Raw genomic sequence first — 20,435 nt, 5'->3', positions numbered from 1 at the left:
TCTCATGACGAGGGGAATCAGTCGACATGCGTGCCGTAGCGGCCCATCACCTCGGCGATCGCGTCCGGGGTCAGCCCCCGGCCGCCGGTGATCAGGTCGCGCAGATCCCGGAAGTACTCCAGGTAGAGATCGGGGGTGAAGGTGTTGATCATGACCAGCGGCTGGTCGCCCGGGTTGGCGAAGGTGTGCGGGGCGCCGGGCGGCACCGTCACCAGCGTCCCGGTCGGCGCGTCGTGGACGGTGTCGCCGACGGTGAACCTGGCGCTGCCGGAGACCACGTAGAAGCCCTCGTCGTGCTGGGCGTGGCGGTGCTGCGGCGGCCCGGCGGTCCGCGGTGGGACGGTGATCTCGGCCACCCCGAGCCGGTGCCCGGTGGTGCCGCCGTCCTCCAGGATCCGGATCCGGGCGGTGCCCAGGTCGATCACCTCGCCGTCGCCGGGGGTGACGACGGAGACGTCGTTCATGGTCTGCTCCTCACTGAAAGCACTGCGAGCGCTGACGCTGGGATCCTCGTGGACATGATGCAAGTGTCCTCTCGTCATTGGAGTCGACTGGAACTATGGTGGTGCCATGGCGAAGAGCGATGTGACCACCCCACCGGCCGGTACCGGCGGCCGCAGCAACCAGAAGCTGCGTACCCGGACCGCGATCCTGCAGGCCGCGGCGGAGCTGATGCGCTCCGGCCAGGAGGTGACCATGCCGGGGGTGGCCCGGACCGCGCTGGTCTCCGAGGCCACGGCCTACCGCTACTTCCCCGACCTGGCGAGCCTGCTGCGGGAGGCGATGGTCGGGCAGCTGCCCACCCCGGAGCAGGCGCTCGCGGCCGTGGCCGACTCCCGGGACCCGGTCGAACGCGTCGCCGCCGCCACCGAGCACCTGCTGCGCCTGGTGCTGACCTTCCAGGGCGCGACCCGCGCCATGATCGCCGCCACCATCACCCGACCCGCCACCACCGGCGCCAGGCCCGCGCTGCGGCTGGGCCTGATCGACCACGCGCTCGCCCCCCTGGCCGAGACCCTTGGCGCGACCGACCCGGCGGCCCTGGCGCAGCTGAAGCGCGACCTCGCGGTGGTGGTCAGCGCCGAGGCCCTGTTCACCCTCACCGACCTGTGCGGGCTCGACCCCGACGCGGCGGTGGCCAGCGCCGTGCACACCGCGACCGCGCTCACCCGGGCCGCCCTGCCCGCCCCCGCCGCCGCCCGCCCGGCGGAGGCAGGCCACGGCGCCTGAGGCTCTTCGGCCGCCCGCGGGCGGCCTGACCTGGGCCGGGGTCCCGGTGGCGGCGTTTCCCCCGCGGTGTGGTCGGCCGGGCCGCATAGTCTCCAGGAGTGACCGAGAACGAGATCAAGCTGAAGGCTGTCGCCGCGCTCACCGGCCTGCGCGGCGGGGTGCAGCCGGACTACGTCTCCGACCTGCTCAGCGAGGTGATTCCGACGCACTTCGTGGTGCCCGTCCCGGCCGACCCGCAGACCATCGGCCTGGCGGTGCTCGGCCAGCTCTCGCAGCCGCTCAGCGCGCTGCTCTCCGGGTTCGTCCTGGCGTTCGAGACGGTCGCGGAGTCCTACGACCGGACCGATCCGGAGACCCCGACCGAGGAGCTGCTCCAGGGACTGGCCCTCACCCTCGCCCGCGAGGACACGCCCTGACCAGGGACTTCGATACTCCCCGCCACTATCAATCTATAGCGTGGCCGGGGGCTTGTGGCAAGACCCCGGTGATGCCGCAGAATCATCGGTCGAAAGCCAGAACCTGCGGAAATGGTGCATTTCATGATGGACGTGATCATCGTCGGTGGCGGACCGACCGGGCTGATGCTGGCCTGCGAGTTGCGGCTGCACGGCGTGCGCACGGTGGTGCTGGAGCGGTTGGCCGAGCCGACCAGGCAGTCCCGGGCGCTGGGGATCCATGTCCGCAGCGTCGAGATGATGGACCAGCGCGGGCTGCTGGAACGGTTCCTGGCGGTCGGTCGGCGGTTCTCGGCCGGGGGCCCGTTCGCCGGTCTGGGCAAGCCGTGGCCGCCGGGGATGGACACCGCCCACCCGTACGGCCTGGCCATCCCGCAGGTGGAGACCGAACGGCTGCTCGGCGAGCGGGCGGCGGAACTCGGCGTGGAGCTGCGGCGCGGCCGCGAGCTGGTGGGCCTGAGCCAGGACGCGGACGGGGTGACCGCGGAGCTGGCCGACGGCGCCCGGCTGCGGTCGCGCTACCTGGTCGGCTGCGACGGCGGGCGCAGCCTGGTGCGCAAGCTGGTCGGCGTCGGCTTCCCCGGGGAACCCAGCCGGTCCGAGACGCTGTTGGGCGAGATGGAACTGACCGCGGAGCCGGAGGCGGTGGCGGCGGTGGTCGCCGAGGTCCGCCGGGTCCACTTCCGGTTCGGCGTCATGCCGCTCGGCAACGGCGGGCACCGGGTGATGGTGCCCGCCGAGGGGGTGGCCCAGGACCGGGAGGCGGTGCCGACCCTGGACGAGTTCCGGCAGCGGCTGCGGGCGCTGGCGGGCACCGACTTCGGGGTGCACACGCCGCGCTGGCTGTCCCGCTTCGGCGACGCCACCCGGCAGGCCGAGCGCTACCGGGTGGGCCGGGTGCTGCTGGCCGGTGACGCGGCGCACATCCACCCGCCGACCGGCGGGCAGGGGCTCAACCTCGGTATCCAGGACGCGTTCAACCTCGGCTGGAAGCTGGCCGCCGAGGTCGGCGGCCGGGCGCCGGAGGGGCTGCTGGACAGCTACCACACCGAGCGCCACCCGGTGGGCGCGCGGGTACTGGCCAACACCCGGGCGCAGTTCGCGCTGCTGGGCACCGACCCGGGGACGCTGGCCCTGCGCGAGCTGGTGTCGGAGCTGCTGGACCTCGACGAGGCGAACCGGTACGTGACCGAGATGATCACCGCGATCGGGGTCCGCTACCAGCTCGGCGAGGGCCATCCGCTGCTCGGCCGCCGCCTGCGGGACGTGGGGTTGAAGCAGGGGCGGCTCTACGGCCTGCTGCACGGCGGTCGCGGGCTGCTGCTGGACCGGACCGGCGGGCTGTCGGCGGCGGGCTGGGCGGACCGGGTCGACCACGCCGTCGACGCGGCCGAGGAACTGGACGTGCCCGCGCTGCTGCTGCGGCCGGACGGCCATGTGGCCTGGGTCGGCGACGACCAGCGGGAGCTCGAAGGCAGCCTGGGCCGGTGGTTCGGCGCGGCGGCCTGACCCGTGCTGACGCCCCGGCGGCTGGTGCCGACCCGCCGCCGGGGCGCGTCCACGAGCGGCAGCGCCGGTCCCGGTCGCCGGTGGCGAAGGCGCGGGCGGCGTCCTCGGCGTCCTCGGCCGGGCAGACGCCGGGGTCGGCGCCCAGTACAGCACCCGTGGCAGGGCGGGACCGGCGATGTCGAGGACCAGGAAGACGCCGTCCGCCGACAGGGCGACCAGCCGCGGGTCAGTCATCCGCCGACCCCTTCCCGGACCGGGGCGTAGCACTGGGCTGCGCCGCGTTCGCCGCGGCGGCGTCCCCGGCGTACAGCCAGCAGCGGGCCTGGCGGCCCGGCCCGGCCGCGAAGTCTCCGGGGCGCCGCGCGCAGGCGTCCATCGCGAACGGGCAGCGGGGCCGGAACTGGCAGCCCCCGGCGGCGACCGCCTCCCGGTTCTCGGCCGCGTCCGCCGCCCGGGCGGCCAGCCGCGCCCGGCGCTCGGCGGCGACCTGGGAGCGCGAGCGGGCGCCGTCCGGCGCGGCCGAGGCGAGCAGCTGGGTGTACGGGTGCCTGGGGTCGCCGATCACCTCGTCCGCCGGGCCGCGTTCGACGATCTCGCCCCGGTACATGACCAGTACCTCGGAGGAGAAGTGCCGGGCGGTGGCCAGGTCGTGGGTGACGTACAGCAGCGCCAGGTCACGGTCGCGCTTGAGCCGGTCGAGCAGGTTGAGGATCTCCAGCCGGATCGACACGTCCAGCATCGACACCGGTTCGTCGGCGAGCAGCACCTCCGGTTCGGTGGCGATCGCGCGGGCGATGGCGACGCGCTGGCGCTGGCCGCCGGACAGCTCGTGCGGGTACTTGGCGGCGATGTCGGCCGCCGGGGTGAGGTTCACCGAGTCCAGCAGCTCCCGCACGCCCTGGTCGGCGCCGCCGCGGCCGACCCGCCGCTGGACCAGCAGCGGGCGCCTGAGGTGGTGGCCGATCGAGTGCGCCGGGTTGAGCGAGGCGAACGGGTCCTGGAACACCATCTGCACCCGGCGGCGGTAGGCGCGCATCGCCGCGCCGCCGCGCCCCGGCACCGCGCCGTCGAGCAGCACCTGCCCGGAGGCGGCGGGGGTGAGCCGGCTCAGCGCCCGGACGATGGTGGACTTGCCGCTGCCGCTCTCGCCGACCAGGGCGACGGTGCGCCCGGCCTCCAGCGACAGCGAGACGCCGTCGACCGCGCGCAGCCGCCCGCCGCGGGTGCGGAACTCGACGGTGAGGTCCTTGACCTCCATGGTGCTCATCGGGTCTCCTCCGGGGAGTGCTGGGCTGGTTGGGGCTGCCGCGGCCGGTCGGGCCGGTCGGGCCGGTCGCCGGTGGGCGCGGCGGGATCCGCCCCGGCCAGCTCCGGCGGTGGTCCGGCCCGGTGTTCCCGCCGGTCGTGCAGCAGGCAGCGGGCGACCTGCTCCGCGCCGGGTTCCGGCGCGGACCGCTGGATCGTCAGCAGTCGCGGCGTGGTCCGCCCGCAGGCGTCGAAGGCGTACTCGCAGCGCGGCGCGAAGGCGCAGCCGACCACCGGCCCGCGCAGGTCGGGCGGGCTGCCCGGGATGCCGCGCAGCTCGCGGCGGGCGGCGCGGACGTCCGGGAAGGAGCGCAGCAGGCCGAGCGCGTACGGGTGGGCGGGGTGCGCGCTGATGGCGTCGGCCGGGCCGAGTTCGGCGATCTCGCCGCCGTACATCACCGCGATCCGGTCGCTGATCTCCATCAGCAGCGACAGGTCGTGGGTGATGAAGACGACGCTGAAGCCGCGTTCCTCCTGGAGCCGGGTGACCTCGTCCAGGATCTCCCGCTGGACCACCACGTCCAGCGCGGTGGTCGGCTCGTCCATGATCACGACCTCCGGGTCCAGTGCCAGGGCCATGGCGATGCCGACGCGCTGCCGCATGCCGCCGGAGAGCTCGTGCGGGAAGCCGCCGATCCGGTCGGGGGCGATGCCGACCATGGTCAGCAGGTCCCTGGCCCGCTGCCGCCGCTCCTCCCTGGGCAGTTCCGGCAGGTGGGTGCGGAAGATGTCGTCGAACTGCCGGGCCAGGCTGGTGACCGGGTTCAGTGAGCTCATGGCGCTCTGGAAGACCATGGAGATCCGCCGCCAGCGGAAGGCGCGCAGGGCCCGGTCGTCCAGCGCGGTCAGGTCGACGGTCCCGCCGTCGCGCCCGGTGAAGTGCACGCTGCCGCCGTCCAGGCGGGCGGGGGAGCGGAGCATCCGGGTGAGCGCGTAGGCCAGCGTCGACTTGCCGCAGCCGCTCTCCCCGGCGATGCCGAGGATCTCGCCCCGGCGCAGGTCCAGCGACACGTCGCGGACGGCGCGGGTGGGCCGGTCGCCGTCGTAGACCACGGAGACGTTCCGGGCCGACAGGACGACGTCGGAACCGGCGGTCGGCCGGGGGTTCTCGGGGGTGAGGAGCGTGCTCATCGCTGGGCCTCCGCGGGCTCGCTGGTCTCGGTCCTGGGTGCGGCGCCCGGTTCCGGCGGGGTCGGCCCGGCCGGGCTCCGGCGGTCCCGCTTCACCCGGACGGTGCGCAGCCGGGGGTTCAGCACCTCGTCCAGACCGAAGTTGATCATGGCCAGTCCGGCGCCGAGCACCGCGATGCACAGGCCCGGCGGCACGAACCACCACCAGGCGCCGGTGGACAGCGCCTGGTCGTTCTGGGCGAAGTACAGCATGTTGCCCCAGGTCAGGATGGAGGGGTCCTCCAGGCCGAGGAAGGCCAGACCGGCCTGGGTGAGGATCGCGAAGATCACGCCGAAGATGAACTGCGACACGATGATCGGCAGCACGTTCGGCAGGATCTCGACCAGCACGATCCGCCAGGCGCGCTCCCCGGACACCCGCGAGGCGAGCACGTAGTCGCGCTCGCGGAGCGACAGCGTCTGCGCGCGCAGCACCCGCGCCGAGGCGGCCCAGCTGGTGAACGCGATGATCGCGATGGTCGGCAGGATGCTGCTGCCCTTGACGTAGGCGGAGACCACGATGATCAGCGGCAGCGCCGGGATGACCAGCACCACGTTGCTGAGCAGCGACAGCAGTTCGTCCGCCCAGCCGCCGAGGTAGCCGCCGAAGATCCCGATCACCACCGACACGATGGTGGCCAGCGCCCCTGACGCGGCGCCGATCTCCAGCGAGGTACGGGTGCTGACGACCAGCTGGGAGAAGACGTCCTGGCCGATCTGGGTGGTGCCGAGCCAGTGCGCCCCGCTCGGGGCGGCGAGCTGGGTGTCGCTGAACGCGTTGGCGTTGCCGAGGAACAGCGGTCCGACCGCGCCGAGCAGCACGAAGAACAGCACGATGCCGACCCCGACCAGCAGTCGGCGGGAGCGGAGCAGGGTGGCCGCCCGGCCGGAGCCGGGCCTGGCGTCGGTGGTGGGTGCCGTGGCCGCGGTGGTCATCGGGTGGCCTGCCGGGTGCGCGGGTCGATCACGCCGTAGGCGATGTCGACGATGAGGTTGGCGACGAGCACGGCGAGCGTGATCAGCAGGAAGATGCCCTGCATGAGCGGGTAGTCGTCGTTCTGTACGGCGTTGAGCAGGGTGAAGCCGATGCCGGGGTAGGAGAACACGATCTCGGTGACCAGGGAGCCGCTGATGACGAAGCCGAGCGAGATCGCGAACCCGGCCACGCTGGGGATGACCGCGTTGCGGGCGGCGTACCCGATCATGATCCGGCGCGGGCGCAGCCCCTTGGCCTCGGCCGCGGTGACGTAGTCCTCGGCGAGGGTGGACACCATCATGTTGCGCATGCCGAGCAGCCAGCCGCCGACCGAGCTGATCACGATGGTCAGCGCGGGCAGGATCGAGTGGGTGATCGCACTGCCGACGAACTGCGCGTTGAGGCCGATCGTGTCGTCCGAGCTGTAGCCGCCGCTGAGCGGGAAGACCGGCCAGACGCTGGTGAACAGGTAGAGCAGCAGCAGCGCCAGCCAGAAGTACGGCACCGAGGACAGGAAGGTGGTGGCCGGGACCAGCGAGTCCAGCCAGGTCCCGCGCTTCCAGCCGGCCAGCGCGCCCAGGGTGATCCCCAGCAGCACGCTGACCACCAGTGAGGTGCCGACCAGGATCAGCGTCCACAGGACGGTGCCGCGCAGCACCGAGGTGACCGGTATCGGGAACTCGTAGACGGACAGGCCGAGCCGCAGGTGCAGCAGGTTGTCGAGGTACTGCCAGTAGCGGGTGGGCAGCGAGCCGTGGCCGAGGCCGAGCAGCTTGGTCAGCGCGGCGGCCTCGCCCGGGGTGACCGGGGCGGTCTGCGACTCCCGGGCCAGGATCAGCTGCACCGGGTTGCCGGGGATCAGTTGCGGCAGCAGGAAGTTGAGCGTGATGGCCAGCCAGCCGGCCACCGCGTAGAAACCGAGTTTGCGGAGTATGTAGCGCACTCCTGGACCTCCTTGGGGATGTGCGGACGCCCGTCCGTGCGGCACGGGCCGGGGCGGCCCGCGCCGCACGGACGGTGCGGAACGGCGAACGGGCTTACCCGGGCCGTTACTTGGTGGCGATCCGCATGGCGACCCAGGCGTCGTCGGGCTGCAACCACAGCGGGGTCGCGGCGTACGGGTCGGCGGCTGTCGGGTAGCCGGTGACGTTGTCGCCGTTGATCTCGATCTCGTCCTGGGCCTGGAACAGCGGGATGATCGGCAGGTCGTCGGCGACCGCCTGCTCGACCGTGGCGAAGGCCTGGTCCTGGACGGCGGTGTCGCTGGTCCCGGCGATCCGCGTGAGCGCGGCGTCCACCGCCGGGTTGGCGTAGCGGCCGAAGTTGCCGACGGTGTCGGCGGTGCCGATGGCCGGGGCGACCGCGCTGTCCAGCAGGTTGTAGTAGTACGAGTACGGGCTGGGGGTGTAGCCCGCGTTGGTGAGCAGCAGTTGGAAGTCTCCGTCGTCCTGGTTGGTGGTGTACTGCGCGTAGGACGGGGCGGCGATGGTGATCCTGATCCCGGCCTCGGCCAGCTCCTGCTGCACGATCTGCAGGATGCTCTCGTAGTCCGTGTAGCCGGAGACGTACTGCACGGTGAGGTTCAGCGGCTGTCCGTCCGGCAGGCTGAACATGCCGTCGGAGCCCAGCTTGTACCCGGCCTTGCCGAGAGTCGCCTTGGCGTTGGCCGGACCCTCGTCGAAGGAGGCGTTGGCCAGCGCCGGGTCGGCCACCGAGTCGAAGTTCGGCGAGAGCAGCGCCTCGGGGTTGGTCGGGGTGGTCTCGCCGTTGTAGACGGACTTGCTGATGAAGTCGCGGTCCATCGCCTCGCTGATCGCCTGCCGCAGCGCGAGGTCGGTGGTCGGGCCGGACCTCGTGTTCGGCAGCAGGAAGGTGTCCGCCAGCGGCACGTTGCTGAGCACGTAGTTCTTGTTCTTGTCGAGGTAGGTGGTCTGGATGTCGGGGATGAAGCCGCCGCCCCAGTCCACCTCGCCGCTCTCCACCGCCGCGTCGGTGCCGTTGTTGCCGCTGAAGGCGAGGTACTTCAGCGTCTTCACCTTCGGGAAGCCGGGCATGTAGTAGTGGGTGTTCGCGGTCAGGGTCATCACCTGACCGGACACGCTCTGCACCTCGAACGCGCCGGTGCCGACCGGCCTGGTGTTCTGCCAGGTCGTCGGGTCGCTCACGGTGGACCAGATGTGCTTCGGCAGGATGAAGGACTTGCCCAGGATCAGGTAGCCGTTGGTGACCTGGGACTGGGTGAACGTGATGATCGCCTGGTAGTCGCCGTTGGTGGTGGCACCGGCCAGCGGCAGCCCGTAGCTGTTCAGCGCCTTGTTCTGGATCTTCTGGTTGAAGCTGAAGGCGACGTCGGCGCTGGTGAACGGCTGCCCGTCGGACCAGGTGACCCCGTGCCGCAGGTTCACCGTGAGGGTCCTGCCGCCGTTGGACCAGGCGTAGCTGGTGCCGAGCCAGCTCTGCACGTCCCCGGCCTTGGCGGTGTTGAAGAAGAACAGCGGCTCGTAGATCATCCCGTTGGTCGGGGCCTCGACGTTCGGCGAGAACGGATTGAAGTCGTCCGCGAAGCTCCCGGTGGCGCCGGTGGCCAGGGTCAGCGTCCCGTGCGGGCCCGAGGCGGAGGAGGACGAGCCGCCACCGGAGGCGGAACCGCCGCACCCGGACAGGGCGATCAGCGCGGTGACGGCGGTGGCACCGGCGAGCAGTCCGGCGGGCTTCGGTCTGAGATTCATGTCGAGGGTCCCTCTGGAGAGTGGTCGAGCAGATCGGGAAGGCGCTCACGTGCCCCGCCGGGCCAAGGGCGCGCGGCAGGACGGCTCCCGTCCCGGGCCGGGGACGCCGAAACGCGTCGCAGGGGGGCGCACGGGAAGGGGGGCCACACCCGCGAAGAGTCTCCGCACGGTGACGCGGAGTATGGTCGGCGGCGGTCCGCACACCGGCGACCGGATAAGGGTATGGCGTGCCGAAAACGTAGAATGGAGTCCGGCGGGGTGTCAATGCCCCGGTGTTGATTTAGGTAAATCCCTGTGCCGATACTGCCGGGTACACCGGTACCACTGAACCGGTTTTGTGCTCTCCCACCTCCGGTGCCCATCCGAGGAGCCCCCGTGAAACGTCCGACGATGCTCGACATCGCCAACCGCGCCGGTGTGACCAAGGGCGCGGTGTCCTTCGCGCTCAACGGCCGACCCGGCGTCTCCGAACCGACCCGGCGGCGGATCCTCGCCATCGCCGAGGAGCTGGGCTGGCAGCCCAACAGCGCCGCCGTGGCCCTGTCCGACGGCCGCGCGGGCGCGTTCGGGCTGGTCGTGGACCGTCCCGCGCGGACCCTGGGCCTGGAGCCCTTCTTCATGAACCTGATCTCCGGCATCCAGGGCGAACTCTCGGGCGACGGCACTCCGTTGCTGTTCACCGTCGCCGAGGACCAGCGGGCCGAGCTCGGCATCTACCGCTCCTGGTGGGCCCGCCGCCGGGTGGACGGGGTGTTCCTGGTCGACCTGAGGCAGGACGATCCGCGCATCCCGGTGCTGGAGGAGCTGAGGATGCCGACCGTGGTGGTCGGCGGCCCCGGCTCCTCCGGCAGCCTGCCCGCGGTCTGGAGCGACGACCGGGCCGCGGTCCGGACCGCGCTGCGGCACCTGGTCGGACTCGGGCACCGCCGGATCGGCCGGATCTCCGGACCGGAGCCACTGCTGCACACCCGGATCAGGGGCACCGCGTTCGAGCAGCTCAGCGCCGAGTACGGGGTGCTCGGCCGGACCGTGGCCACCGACTACAGCGGCGAGCAGGGGGCGGCGGCGACCCGGCTGCTGCTGCGCCCGGACCAGCCGGACGGCGGGCTGCCGCCGACCGCGCTGGTGTACGACAACGACGTGATGGCGCTCTCCGGCCTGACCGCGGTGCAGGCCCTGGGCCTGCGGGTACCGCGGGACGTCTCGCTGATCGCCTGGGACGACTCGCCGCTGTGCGGGCTGGTCAACCCCTCGCTGACGGCGCTGAGCCGGGACATCGCGGGCTACGGCGCGCGCGCCGCCCGGCTGCTGCGGGAGCTCGCGGGCGGCGCGGAGGTCGGTGACCTGGAGGACCCGGCACCCCGGCTGCAGATCCGCAGCAGCACCGGCCCGGCCCCGCGCGGCTGACCGCCGGACGGGGCCCGCAGCCCCACCTGCGGCGTTCTGCTAATGCGGTTTAGTCGATCCGGTAACAATCCGGCAACGTCAGCCGCCGCTGGGCCCGTCGAAACCTGTCGAATATCTCCCGCAGGCAAACGGAGTGCGTCCGCGGCATTGCCAGTAAACCGGTCTAGTGCTTCTATGGGCACGCCAACGGAGCCGCCCGTCCGCAACGGGTCCGCAGGCACGACCGCCCGATCTGCGCCGCGACATCTGGCTCGCGCTCCGAGGGGATGCCTCCATGCTCGAAAGCCTCCACCAGCAAGCCCTGCCCCGGGGCTCCGCCCGCCTCGGCACCGACTGCCGCCCGGTCACCTGGCTGGGCGTCAACTACTGGTCCCGGGCCGGCGGACCGCTGATGTGGCGCTGCTACGACGGCGAGCTGATCAGCACCGAACTGCGCACGCTGCGCGAGCACGGTCTGAACGTCACCCGCTCGTTCTACTACTGGCCGGACTTCATGCCCGCCCCCGACCGGGTGGACGAGGAACTGTGCGACCGGTTCGCCGACTTCCTCGACCGCCACCAGGCCGAGGGCCTGACCACCATCCCCACCTTCATCGTCGGCCACATGTCCGGCGAGAACTGGGACCCCGCCTGGCGCGGCGACCGGGACCTCTACAACGACGTCTGGATGGTCGCCCGCCAGGCCTGGTTCGCCAAGGAGATGGTCCGCCGCTTCAAGGACCACCCCGCCGTCGCCGGCTGGCTGGTCTCCAACGAGATGCCGATCTACGGCGACGCCCGCACCGCCACCGCCGAGGCGGTCTCCTCCTGGGCCGAGACGGTCGTCAACGCCGTCCGCGCCGCCGGGGCCACCCAGCCGGTCTCCCTCGGCGACGGCGCCTGGGGCCTGGAGAACACCGGCCACGACAACGGCTTCCGGATCCGCCACAGCGTCGAGATCTGCGACTTCCTCGGCCCGCACGTCTACCGGATGGAGGACGACCCGGTCCGCCAGCACCACGCCGCCGCCTGGGTCTGCGAACTCAACAGCACCTTCGGCGCCCCGGTCGTGCTTGAGGAGTTCGGCGTCACCAGCGACTTCGTCTCGGACGCCAACGCCTGCCACTACTACCGCCAGTCGCTGCACAACTCGCTGCTGGCCGGCGCCACCGGCTGGATCGCCTGGAACAACACCGACTACGACGACCTGGCCGACCAGCCGCCCTACCTGCACCACGCCTTCGAGATGCACTTCGGGCTGACCGACCGCACCGGCGCGCCCAAACCGCAGTTCGCCGAACTCAGGGCCTTCTCGAAGATCCTGGAGCAGGTCGACTTCGGCCGCTGCCACCGCGCTCCCAGCGACACCGCGCTGGTGGTCACCTCCTACTTCGACACCCTCTACCCGTTCACCCGGGCCGAGGACCGCAGCTCCGCGCAGACCACGCTGCGCCAGGCCTGGGTCGCCGCCCGGCTCGCCGACGCGCCCCCGGCGCTGACCCGCGAGAGCGACGGCCTCGCCGACGGCGCCCGGCTGTACCTCGTCCCCTCGGTCAAGCAACTGCTCTCCCCGACCTGGTACGCCCTGGAGCGGCGCGCCCGCGACGGAGCGACCGTCTACGTCTCCTACTCGGCCGGCAGCCACGACGAGCAGCGCGGCCCCTGGTACGCGCACCTCAACCACCTGTTCGGCGTGCGGCACCAGTTGGAGTACGGCCTGGTCAACCCGATCGAGGACGACGAGATCGTGTTCACCCTCACCCGGCCCTTCGGCGGCTTGGCCGAGGGAGCACGGCTGAGCTTCCGCGCCGCCGGGGACGCCAGCGGCCGGGTGTTCCTGCCGGTCGTCCCGCTCGACGCCGAGGTGCTGGCCACCGACGCGCACGGCCGCCCGGCGCTGCTGCTGCGCCAGGTCGGCAGCGGCAGCGTGGTCTTCTCCACCTACCCGCTGGAGCAGATGGCGGCCGGTACGCCCCGGGTCAACCCGGAGGCCACCAGCACCCTGTACCAGGCCCTGGCGAGCCACGCCGGGGTGCGCCGCCCGGTCACCGTGGACGACGCCCGGGTCTCCGTCGACCGGCTGCTGCACGAGGACGGCCGCTCCTTCGTCTGGCTGGTCAGCCAGTCCGGCGAGGAACTGACGGTCAAGCCCGCGCTGCCGTTCGGCGGCGGGTTGTTCGACCTCGACGGCACCGCGCTCAGCGAGCTGACCCTGCCCCGGTACGGGGTCCGGGTCGTGGAGTGGCGCACGTCGGACTGATCACCGCGGCGAGCGGTGGCGCCACCGCGGCAGCCCGCGGCGGCGCCACCCCGCACCGCCCGCACCCGACCCACCCGAGGACCAGGCACATGCCACTCACCGATCTGCCCCACGACGAACTCGTCGACTACCGACCCACCCTCACGGCCCCCGCCGACTTCGACGCCTTCTGGGCCGGGACCCTCGCCGAGGCCCGCGGCCTCGGCGGCGCCCCCACCCTGACGCGGGTCGAGGGCACCCTGCTGCGCACCACCGAGGTGTTCGACGTCCGCTTCCCCGGCTGGAACGGCGAGCCCATCGCCGCCTGGCTGCTGCTCCCCAGGGGCGCGGACGCCCCGCTGCCGGTGGTCGTCAAGTACCTCGGCTACAGCGGCGGCCGGAGCTTCCCCACCGACCACCTGCTGCCGCCCGCCGCCGGGTACGCCCACCTGGTCGTCGACAGCCGGGGGCAGGGCCACGACACCCCCGACCAGGGCCAGGGCTCCGGCACCCAGTGGGTCAACGGCTTCATGACCCGGGGCATAGAGGACCCGCGCAACCACTACTACCGGCGGCTGATCACCGACTGCGTCCGCGCGGTGGACGCGGTCCGGCAGCTGCCGCGGATCGACCCGGCGCGGATCATCCTCACCGGCGGCAGCCAGGGCGGCGGCCTGGCCCTGGCCACCGCCGGGCTGACCTCGGACCTGGTCGCGGCGGTGCTGCCGGACGTGCCCTTCCTGTGCCACTACCGGCGCGGCGCGGACATCAGCGCCGAGGGGCCGTACCTGGAACTCGCCGAGTACCTGCGCTGGCACAGCCGCGAGAGCGTGGAGACGGTGTTCGCCACGCTGGCCTACTTCGACGGCGTCCACTTCGCCGAACGGGCCACCGTACCGGCGCTGTTCAGCGTCGGCCTGATGGACCCGATCTGCCCGCCGTCGACGGTCTTCGCCGCGTACAACCGGTACGCGGGCGCCGACCGCGAGATCAGCGTCTGGCGCTACGCGGACCACGGGGGCGGCTACTCCTCGGCCCCCCGGGTGCAGCTGGAGTGGCTGCACGAGCGCGGTCTGGCCGCCGTCTGACATGCCAGGCATGGTTGATGGCCCGTCATCTGACGAGCCATCAATCATGCCTGCGAAAAGGCTAACTGGAGCAGCTGGAGCCGTTCAGGGTGAAGGCGGTGGGCGCGGTGTTGCTGCCGCTGTAGCTGCCGAGGAAGCCGAAGCTCGCACTCGCGCCGGGCGCGATCGCCGCGTCGTAGCTCAGTGAGCCGACCGAGACGGCCTGGCCGGACTGGGTGTCGGTGGCGTCCCAGATCTGGGTGAGGGCCTGGCTGCCCGGGAAGGAGAAGCCCAGGGTCCAGCCGTTGATCGCGGTGCTGCCGGTGTTGGTGACGGTCACGTTGGCCCCGAAGCCGCTGCCCCAGTCGCTGGACACCGCGTACCCGACCTTGCAGGAGGCGGCCGTGGGCGTGCTGGTCGGCGTGGGCGAGGGACTGGCGCTCGGGGTGGCTGTCGGCGTCGGGCTCGCGGAGGGGCTCGCACCGGAGGCGGCGGTCAGCTTGAGCACGGTGATCGAGTAGGGCGGGACGGTCACCGAACTCCCGCTGCTGCCGGTGCTGGTGGTGATCGTCCTACTGGCCTCGCTGAAGCTCTCCAGCTCGGGCGAGTTGCCCGCGGTGAAGCCCGAGTAGTTCAGCCCGACCGTGTAGCTGTTGGCGGGGTCCTTGTTCACCAGCATCACGTTCAGCCCGCCGCCCGTGGTCCGTACCGCGTGCACCGCGATCAGTGGCTGGCTGGACGTCGCGGACACCATGGTCGAACCCGGGGGCGCCAGTTGGCCGTCCAGCTTCAGCCCGTAGTAGGGGCTGAACGGCGTCTCGGCGGCCGGTTCGCAGGGGCTGCCGCTGGTGGCGCAACTGGCGTTGGAGAGCAGGCCCTGGTCGCCGTAGTCGGTCGAGCCGTCGCTGTCGTCGGCGACCGTCCCGATGCCGTTGTGCAGGTCCCACCAGTCGACGCTGCTGACCCCGTTCTCCAGCCAGGTCATGTCCGAGTCGGCGGCGAACAGCGCCGCCGGGACGCTGTCCTGCTCGTAGTTGGAGTCGGTCTCGGTGACCAGGATCTGCACGTTGGGGGCGTTGCTGCCCGCGTACTCGTTGATCAGGGCGCGCACCGAGGACACCATCGAGGCGATACCGGAGCTCTGCCCGAGCAGTTGCGACTCGGAGGTGCTGTTCGGGTACCAGTGGACGACGACGAAGCCGATCTGGGTGGCGACCTTCGACAGGACCGTCTGGTTCCAGTCCTGGGTGTCGCCGTAGGCGGAGGCGACCAGCCCGTCCGGCCAGTTGCCCGGGGTGGTCAGCACCACGCCGGGCTTGATCGTGGGGTCGGCGGCCTTCATCGCGGTGATGTAGTTCGCCGCGTTGTTCGCGTAGGTGGTCGCGCCGAGCGCGTTGTTCTCGTACTCCCACTTGGAACCGTAAGTGCCGTCACCGTAGGTCTCGTTGCCGATCTCCCAGTACCTGACGCCGTAGCCCTTGGTGACGTTGGCGTAGTCGACCCAGTCGGCGGCCTCGGCGGCGGTGCCCGAGCCGTAGTTGACGGTGATGATCGGCTGGGCACCGGTGCTCTTGGCGATTCCCATGAAATCGTCGAAGGTGTTCGCCGGATTCGCGTAACCCTGGCCGGAGATCACGGTGCTGTTCTGCCAGTTGTACACGTCGGACTCGGATCCGCCCGGGAAGCGGAGCGCGTCGACACCGGCGCCGGAGAGCAGTCCGGGTACCGAGGCGTCGTTCAGATCGCCGTCGTAGATCGCGGTGTTGACGCCCTCCCCGGCCGCGGGGACGGTGCCGAGCGAGGCCCCGGCGTTGACGCCGACCGAGGCGGAGGTCGCCGCGAACGCCGTCGGAGTGCTGGTCAGCACCCCGAGCAGGGCGAGCGGGGCGGCCGCGGCCAGGGCGACCCCGACCGCGAACCGGCTTCGGCGCCGAGGCCTTCCGGCGGGTGCGGCACAGGCGCGCACACCGCTGGACCGTGAGGTGGGCATGGTGGTCCTCTCGCTGGACGTGGAGCGACGGGGATGGCCGTGTCGAAGCGCTTCAACTTCCGGCTGGAGACCGATGTTTGTATCGAACAGGTTGCGCCGCAAGAGGCTGGACACGACAAGTTGACCGACCGCGGCCCACCGCCCGGCGGGACGTTTCCGCTATTGGCCCCGGCCGACCGGTGTGGCGCTCGCGGCTTCAGGAAAGAATGCCCGCATTGGCATGTCCCAACAAAGGGCAGCAAAAAACGATCAATAAGGGTCGACAGATGGCCAGGCAGCGGGGACTGGATGGATGCGTCGCACGAGGAAGCCGGAAGCACACCGGGGGGTGCCCGTATCGGCAATGATCTGAGCGGGACGGTGGAAGGGCCGAGCGTCCAGGCCGGAACCGTGCACGGGGGAATCCACATCACGGCCGCCGCCCCCAGCGGGAACCGGATCCCCTGGCAGCTCCCACCGTCGGTACCGCTGACCAACCGGGCCGTGGAACTGGCGGCGATGGACCAGGCCCGGGCACAGGCCGAACAACGAGGCGGCCCGACGCTGATCGTGCTCAGCGGCCTGGGCGGGGTCGGCAAGACGGTGCTGGCGACGTCCTGGCTGCACGGCTCCCGTGACCGGTGCGCGGACGGCCAGTTGCACGTGGACCTCGGCGCCCAGGGCCAGGACGGCCCGGTGCTCCCGGGCGAGGCCCTCAGCCGGTTCCTGCGGGCGCTGGGCCTGCCACCCGACCGGATCCCGCCGACCGTGGAGGAGCGGGCGGCCACCTTCAGATCGCTGACCGCGGGCCGCGGTCTGGCCGTGCTGCTGGACGACGCGATGACCGCCGCCCAGGTCAGACCGTTATTGCCGAGCAGCCCGGGCATCGCCGTGGTCACCAGCCGCAAACGCCTGCCCGGACTGTCCGTCGACGGCTTCACCACCGTCCACCTGGAGCCGATGGACCAGCAGGACGCGGTCGACCTGCTCGCGTCCACCCTGGACGACAACCGGGTGGACCAGCAGCCGGCCGACGCCCGTGCGCTGGTCGACCTCTGCGACGGGCTGCCGCTGGCGGTCCGGGTCGCCGGTGCCCGGCTCGCGGCCAGGCCCCAGCGCCCGATCAACGCCATGGTGCGGGCGATGGCCCGCGAGCAGGACCGGCTGAACGTCCTCGCCATCGACGGCGACCACACCGTCCGGGCCGCGCTCGACCTCTCCTACCAGGAGCTTCCCGCCCCCGCTGCCGCGCTGTACCGCTGGCTCGGGCTCTTTCCCGGCGTGGAGTTCGGCGGCAGCCTGGCCGCCGCGGCGGCCGAGCCGGGGGAGGGCGCGCCGGACTCCGCCGAACTGCTGGACCTCCTGGTGGAGGCGAACCTGCTGACCGAGTCCCGGGCCGAGCGCTACCGCTTCCACGACCTGGTCCGGCTGCACGCCGCCTCGCTGGCCGAACAGGACCCGCCGGAGGCCAGCGGCGCCGCCCTGCGACGGATCCTCGACCACCAGCTGAGCGGCGTGTTCCGAGCCGAGGAGATCCTGGATCCGCACCACCGGTCGCTGCCGCGCGAGCTGGGTCCGCAGCCGGTGGCCGGACCGGATCTGGGCCAGGACGACCGTTCCGCCCTGGACTGGCTGGAGGCCGAGCGGACCAGCCTGATGGCCTCGGTACGTCGCGCCCGGACTGCTGGACTACCGTCGGTGGCCTGGCAGTTGGTCGACGCGATGTGGCCGCTGTTCGTCCGCCGCAAGTACTACGAGGACTCCCGGGCCGCCCACGCCGAGGGGCTGGCCGCCGCCCGGAGCTGCGGCGACCGGGCCGCCGAGGCGCGCATGCTCACCTCCGGTGGGCTGGGGGAGCTCGGCAGCGGCGAGCACGCCCGCGCGCTGGAGATGTTCGACCGGGCCGCGCGACTGCTGCGGCAGATCGGCGACGAACTCGGCGTCGCGCGTACCTGGAACTACCGGGGCCTCGCCCACCAGCGCCTGGGCCGCCTGGCGGAGGCCACCGGGGCCTTCCGGCAGGCCGCCGCGGACTGCGCGGCACTGGGCGACCGGCGCGCGGGCGCCCTGGCCCGGTTGAACCTGGCGGATGTCTCGCTCGCGTTGAAGCACTTCGACGAGGCCGCCGCGGCCGCCGCCGGTGCCCGCGGCGTCCTGCTGGACGAGGGGGACCCGTACAACGCCGCCCGCGCCACCGTGCTCCTCGGCGAGGCGCAGCTGGGCTCCGGCGCACCCGGTCCGGCCGAGGCGCACCTGCTCGACGCCGTCGGCCACCTGCGCCGGGTCTCAGCGAACCGCGAACTCGCCCGGGCGCTGCTGGCGTTGGGCCAGGCCGCCGAACAGCTGGGACTGCCCCCGCTGGCGCGGGAACGCTACCGGGAGGCAGCCCAGCTGTACGGGTCGCTGCCCGGCCGGCTCGGTCAGCCGCCGGACTCGCTGCGCGCGGGCATCGAGCGAGTCGGCGAACCGTCCTGACCGTCCCCGGTGGGCTGCGGGCGGCAGCGCAGCCGGGCCCGCGGCCCACGGGCACCCGAGCCCGGGTCCCCGGCGGGGCCGAGGCGGACGGTCTCGATCACCGCCCGGCTGAGCGCGGCCGGTGGGATCCCGGCCGCCAGGCAGGCGTGCAGCAGCGAGGCCACCGTCGGCGACGGCGGCGAGGTCCGCGCCGACGTTCCCGGGGCCGGGGCGAGCAGCAGCACCGTCCCCGGGCCGAGCCGGACCACGCAGCGCCGGTCCGCGCAGCCGACGACCGTCACCAGTGCGCCCGGGTGCTGCTGCCGCAGCCGGGCGAGCTCCCGCAGCGCGCCCTCCGGTGAGCGGTCCCGGCCCCCGGTCGGCACGTCGGCCGCCACGTCGGTCGGCACGTCGGTCAGCACATCGGCCAGCCGGGGCCACGGCCGGGCTCCCCGGGCGCGGGCCCGGAGGTGGCGGTCCAGGACCGGGGCCGTGCCGTCCCCCCGCCGCACCACCGCCGCCACCTCGGTCACGCCGGGCGCGACCGGGGTGGACGTCAGCACGGCGGACAGCCGGAGGCCGCCCGGCAGCAGCACGATGCCCGCGGTGCTCACGACCGCGCGCTCTCGTACGGGCTTCCGGACACCAGGACGGGCAGCGCGGCCGGCTCGACGGGGGAGCAGGGGCCGAGCGGGCGCAGCTTCATGGTGCGGTACAGCAGGGCCCGCATGTTCCGGGCGAACTGGCCCGGCTCGGAGGAGATCCGGGCCGAGACGCGGGCCAGGTCGTCGTGCGGGCAGGCGCGGACGCTGCGCTGGAGCTGCCGCAGCAGCGGGCGGGCGGGGTCGAGCCGGGGCGCGACCGACGCCAGCTCGCCCATCGGGGAGCCGGGGTCGGTGTCGGTGTCGCCGTGCCCGGCCAGCATCACCGGCGCGCCGGTGGCCGTGCCGTACAGCGTCGCCGAGCCGTGGTCGCCGACCACGTGGTCGGCGGCCACCAGCACCCCGCGCCAGTCCGCGTGCTGGCTGACCAGGGCCAGCCCGGCGCGGCGCAGCCCGGAGAGCCAGGAGGCGACCTGGAACTCCCCGTGCGCGTTCCAGGCGTTGGGGTGCAGCAGCAGGGCCACCCGGTAGTTCTCGTGCGGCAGTTCGGACAGCAGTTGGGCCAGCAGCGCCGAGGACCGCGCCAGCAGCGAGTTCGGGCCCCAGGTCGAGGAGACCACGACCAGCCGCTGGTCGGGGCGGGCGCCCAGCGCGGCGCGGTAGAGCGCGCGGGAGGGCAGGCTGGCCCGGATGCAGTCGTAGGACGGATCGCCGACGACCGCCGCCACCGAGGTGGCCTCCGGGCAGGAGTGCGCCAGCCGGACCAGTTCCTCGCGGTGCGCGAGCACGATCGCGGCGGGCACCAGCGCGCCGTCGCGGATCAGCCACTGGCGTCCGAGGCCGTACGTCCCCCGGTCGTCGACCACCCGCTTGCGGTCCCCGGCGCTGACGAACTTGTTGTAGCCGGCGCCGTGCGGCAGCACCACCACCGGCGCGTGCAACTGGTGGATCCCCTCATAGGCCGCCGCCAGCGCGAGGTCGAACCGGGTCTCGACGGCCTGCTCCCAGGGGAGCACCACCGCCCGGAGGCTGCCGAGGAACTCCGGCACGCCGTTGCTGAAGACGTCCCTGGCCATGGTGAAGACCACCTGCACCCGCAGGTCGCCCGCCAGCAGGGCCACGGCGTCGAGCAGCCGCTGGCCGGTGGTCACCGTGTGGACCACGACCAGCACCGTCCTGGACCGGGGCCAGGTCGACCAGCGCTTGGCGTCCAGCCGCACCGGAACCTGGCGCCAACTCATGTCCTTGTCAAACATTGTCTGCTTGCCCCCCATCACCGACCGCGACTGGTTGCCGCCGTCACGGTGGGGATGCCCCCGGCGGTGGATGCCCCGCTTGCAGGACG

At 72.6% G+C, this 20,435-nt stretch carries 16 protein-coding genes; 7 read left to right on the top strand and 9 right to left on the bottom strand.

Annotated features, from left to right (window positions below; translation table 11 throughout):
* Window positions 1-17 precede the first annotated feature (17 nt).
* Window positions 18-464, bottom strand: a complete 447-nt coding sequence (locus GXP74_RS26695; RefSeq protein WP_182453777.1) for a cupin domain-containing protein — start codon at window positions 462-464, stop codon at window positions 18-20.
* 106 nt (window positions 465-570) lie between these two features.
* Here GXP74_RS26695 and GXP74_RS26690 point away from each other — a divergent pair, with 106 nt between their 5' ends.
* The 3 genes from GXP74_RS26690 (at window position 571) to rox (ending at window position 3,194) form a co-directional block, all read left to right on the top strand.
* Entirely contained in the window at window positions 571-1,230 is a 660-nt protein-coding gene (locus GXP74_RS26690) for a TetR/AcrR family transcriptional regulator (RefSeq protein WP_182453776.1), read from the top strand.
* Window positions 1,231-1,328: 98 nt separating this feature from the next.
* Window positions 1,329-1,646: a hypothetical protein gene (locus GXP74_RS26685; RefSeq protein WP_182453775.1), complete on the top strand. Its 318-nt coding sequence runs from the start codon at window positions 1,329-1,331 to the stop codon at window positions 1,644-1,646.
* A gap of 123 nt (window positions 1,647-1,769) precedes the next feature.
* Complete coding sequence (gene rox / locus GXP74_RS26680; protein ID WP_182456662.1) at window positions 1,770-3,194, top strand: rifampin monooxygenase; 1,425 nt, start codon at window positions 1,770-1,772, stop codon at window positions 3,192-3,194.
* A gap of 226 nt (window positions 3,195-3,420) precedes the next feature.
* Here the strand turns inward: rox and GXP74_RS26675 are convergent, their stop codons facing one another.
* From GXP74_RS26675 to GXP74_RS26655, 5 genes are all read right to left on the bottom strand, one after another.
* Complete coding sequence (locus tag GXP74_RS26675) at window positions 3,421-4,461, bottom strand: ABC transporter ATP-binding protein (protein WP_182453774.1); 1,041 nt, start codon at window positions 4,459-4,461, stop codon at window positions 3,421-3,423.
* Window positions 4,458-5,630, bottom strand: a complete 1,173-nt coding sequence (locus tag GXP74_RS26670; protein ID WP_182453773.1) for an ABC transporter ATP-binding protein — start codon at window positions 5,628-5,630, stop codon at window positions 4,458-4,460. The genes GXP74_RS26675 and GXP74_RS26670 overlap by 4 nt, the downstream gene beginning before the upstream one ends.
* Window positions 5,627-6,604 carry an ABC transporter permease gene (locus GXP74_RS26665; protein WP_182453772.1) on the bottom strand — a complete coding sequence of 326 codons (978 nt, stop codon included), beginning with the start codon at window positions 6,602-6,604 and terminating at the stop codon, window positions 5,627-5,629. The genes GXP74_RS26670 and GXP74_RS26665 overlap by 4 nt, the downstream gene beginning before the upstream one ends.
* Window positions 6,601-7,587, bottom strand: coding sequence for an ABC transporter permease (locus GXP74_RS26660; protein ID WP_182453771.1), 987 nt, complete (start codon window positions 7,585-7,587; stop codon window positions 6,601-6,603). The genes GXP74_RS26665 and GXP74_RS26660 overlap by 4 nt, the downstream gene beginning before the upstream one ends.
* Window positions 7,588-7,693: 106 nt before the next feature.
* Window positions 7,694-9,373 carry an ABC transporter substrate-binding protein gene (locus GXP74_RS26655; protein WP_182453770.1) on the bottom strand — a complete coding sequence of 560 codons (1,680 nt, stop codon included), beginning with the start codon at window positions 9,371-9,373 and terminating at the stop codon, window positions 7,694-7,696.
* A 375-nt stretch (window positions 9,374-9,748) separates the two neighbouring features.
* On the opposite strand from GXP74_RS26655, the gene GXP74_RS26650 reads away from it, so the two are divergent.
* From GXP74_RS26650 to GXP74_RS26640, 3 genes are all read left to right on the top strand, one after another.
* Window positions 9,749-10,780: a LacI family DNA-binding transcriptional regulator gene (locus GXP74_RS26650; RefSeq protein ID WP_225448213.1), complete on the top strand. Its 1,032-nt coding sequence runs from the start codon at window positions 9,749-9,751 to the stop codon at window positions 10,778-10,780.
* Window positions 10,781-11,081: 301 nt separating this feature from the next.
* The gene (locus GXP74_RS26645; protein ID WP_182456660.1) at window positions 11,082-13,019 is read left to right on the top strand and encodes a cellulase family glycosylhydrolase; all 1,938 of its coding nucleotides are present in this window, start codon (window positions 11,082-11,084) and stop codon (window positions 13,017-13,019) included.
* 89 nt (window positions 13,020-13,108) lie between these two features.
* Window positions 13,109-14,086, top strand: coding sequence for an acetylxylan esterase (locus GXP74_RS26640; RefSeq protein ID WP_182453769.1), 978 nt, complete (start codon window positions 13,109-13,111; stop codon window positions 14,084-14,086).
* A gap of 61 nt (window positions 14,087-14,147) precedes the next feature.
* Here GXP74_RS26640 and GXP74_RS26635 read toward each other — a convergent pair whose 3' ends face one another.
* On the bottom strand, window positions 14,148-16,055 hold the full coding sequence (locus GXP74_RS26635) for a cellulose binding domain-containing protein (protein ID WP_182453768.1): 1,908 nt from the start codon (window positions 16,053-16,055) through the stop codon (window positions 14,148-14,150).
* Window positions 16,056-16,445: 390 nt separating this feature from the next.
* Here GXP74_RS26635 and GXP74_RS26630 point away from each other — a divergent pair, with 390 nt between their 5' ends.
* Window positions 16,446-18,509, top strand: coding sequence for an NB-ARC domain-containing protein (locus tag GXP74_RS26630; protein WP_182453767.1), 2,064 nt, complete (start codon window positions 16,446-16,448; stop codon window positions 18,507-18,509).
* Here GXP74_RS26630 and GXP74_RS26625 read toward each other — a convergent pair.
* Both GXP74_RS26625 and GXP74_RS26620 read right to left on the bottom strand, forming a co-directional pair.
* Complete coding sequence (locus tag GXP74_RS26625) at window positions 18,455-19,102, bottom strand: hypothetical protein (RefSeq protein WP_182453766.1); 648 nt, start codon at window positions 19,100-19,102, stop codon at window positions 18,455-18,457. The genes GXP74_RS26630 and GXP74_RS26625 overlap by 55 nt on opposite strands.
* Window positions 19,099-20,331, bottom strand: coding sequence for a hypothetical protein (locus GXP74_RS26620; protein WP_225448211.1), 1,233 nt, complete (start codon window positions 20,329-20,331; stop codon window positions 19,099-19,101). The genes GXP74_RS26625 and GXP74_RS26620 overlap by 4 nt, the downstream gene beginning before the upstream one ends.
* Between the last annotated feature and the right edge of the window lie 104 nt (window positions 20,332-20,435).

The sequence above is a fragment of the Streptacidiphilus sp. P02-A3a genome, assembly GCF_014084105.1.
Classification (GTDB): Bacteria; Actinomycetota; Actinomycetes; order Streptomycetales; family Streptomycetaceae; genus Streptacidiphilus.
This window is presented reverse-complemented; position numbering and strand designations above follow the sequence as displayed.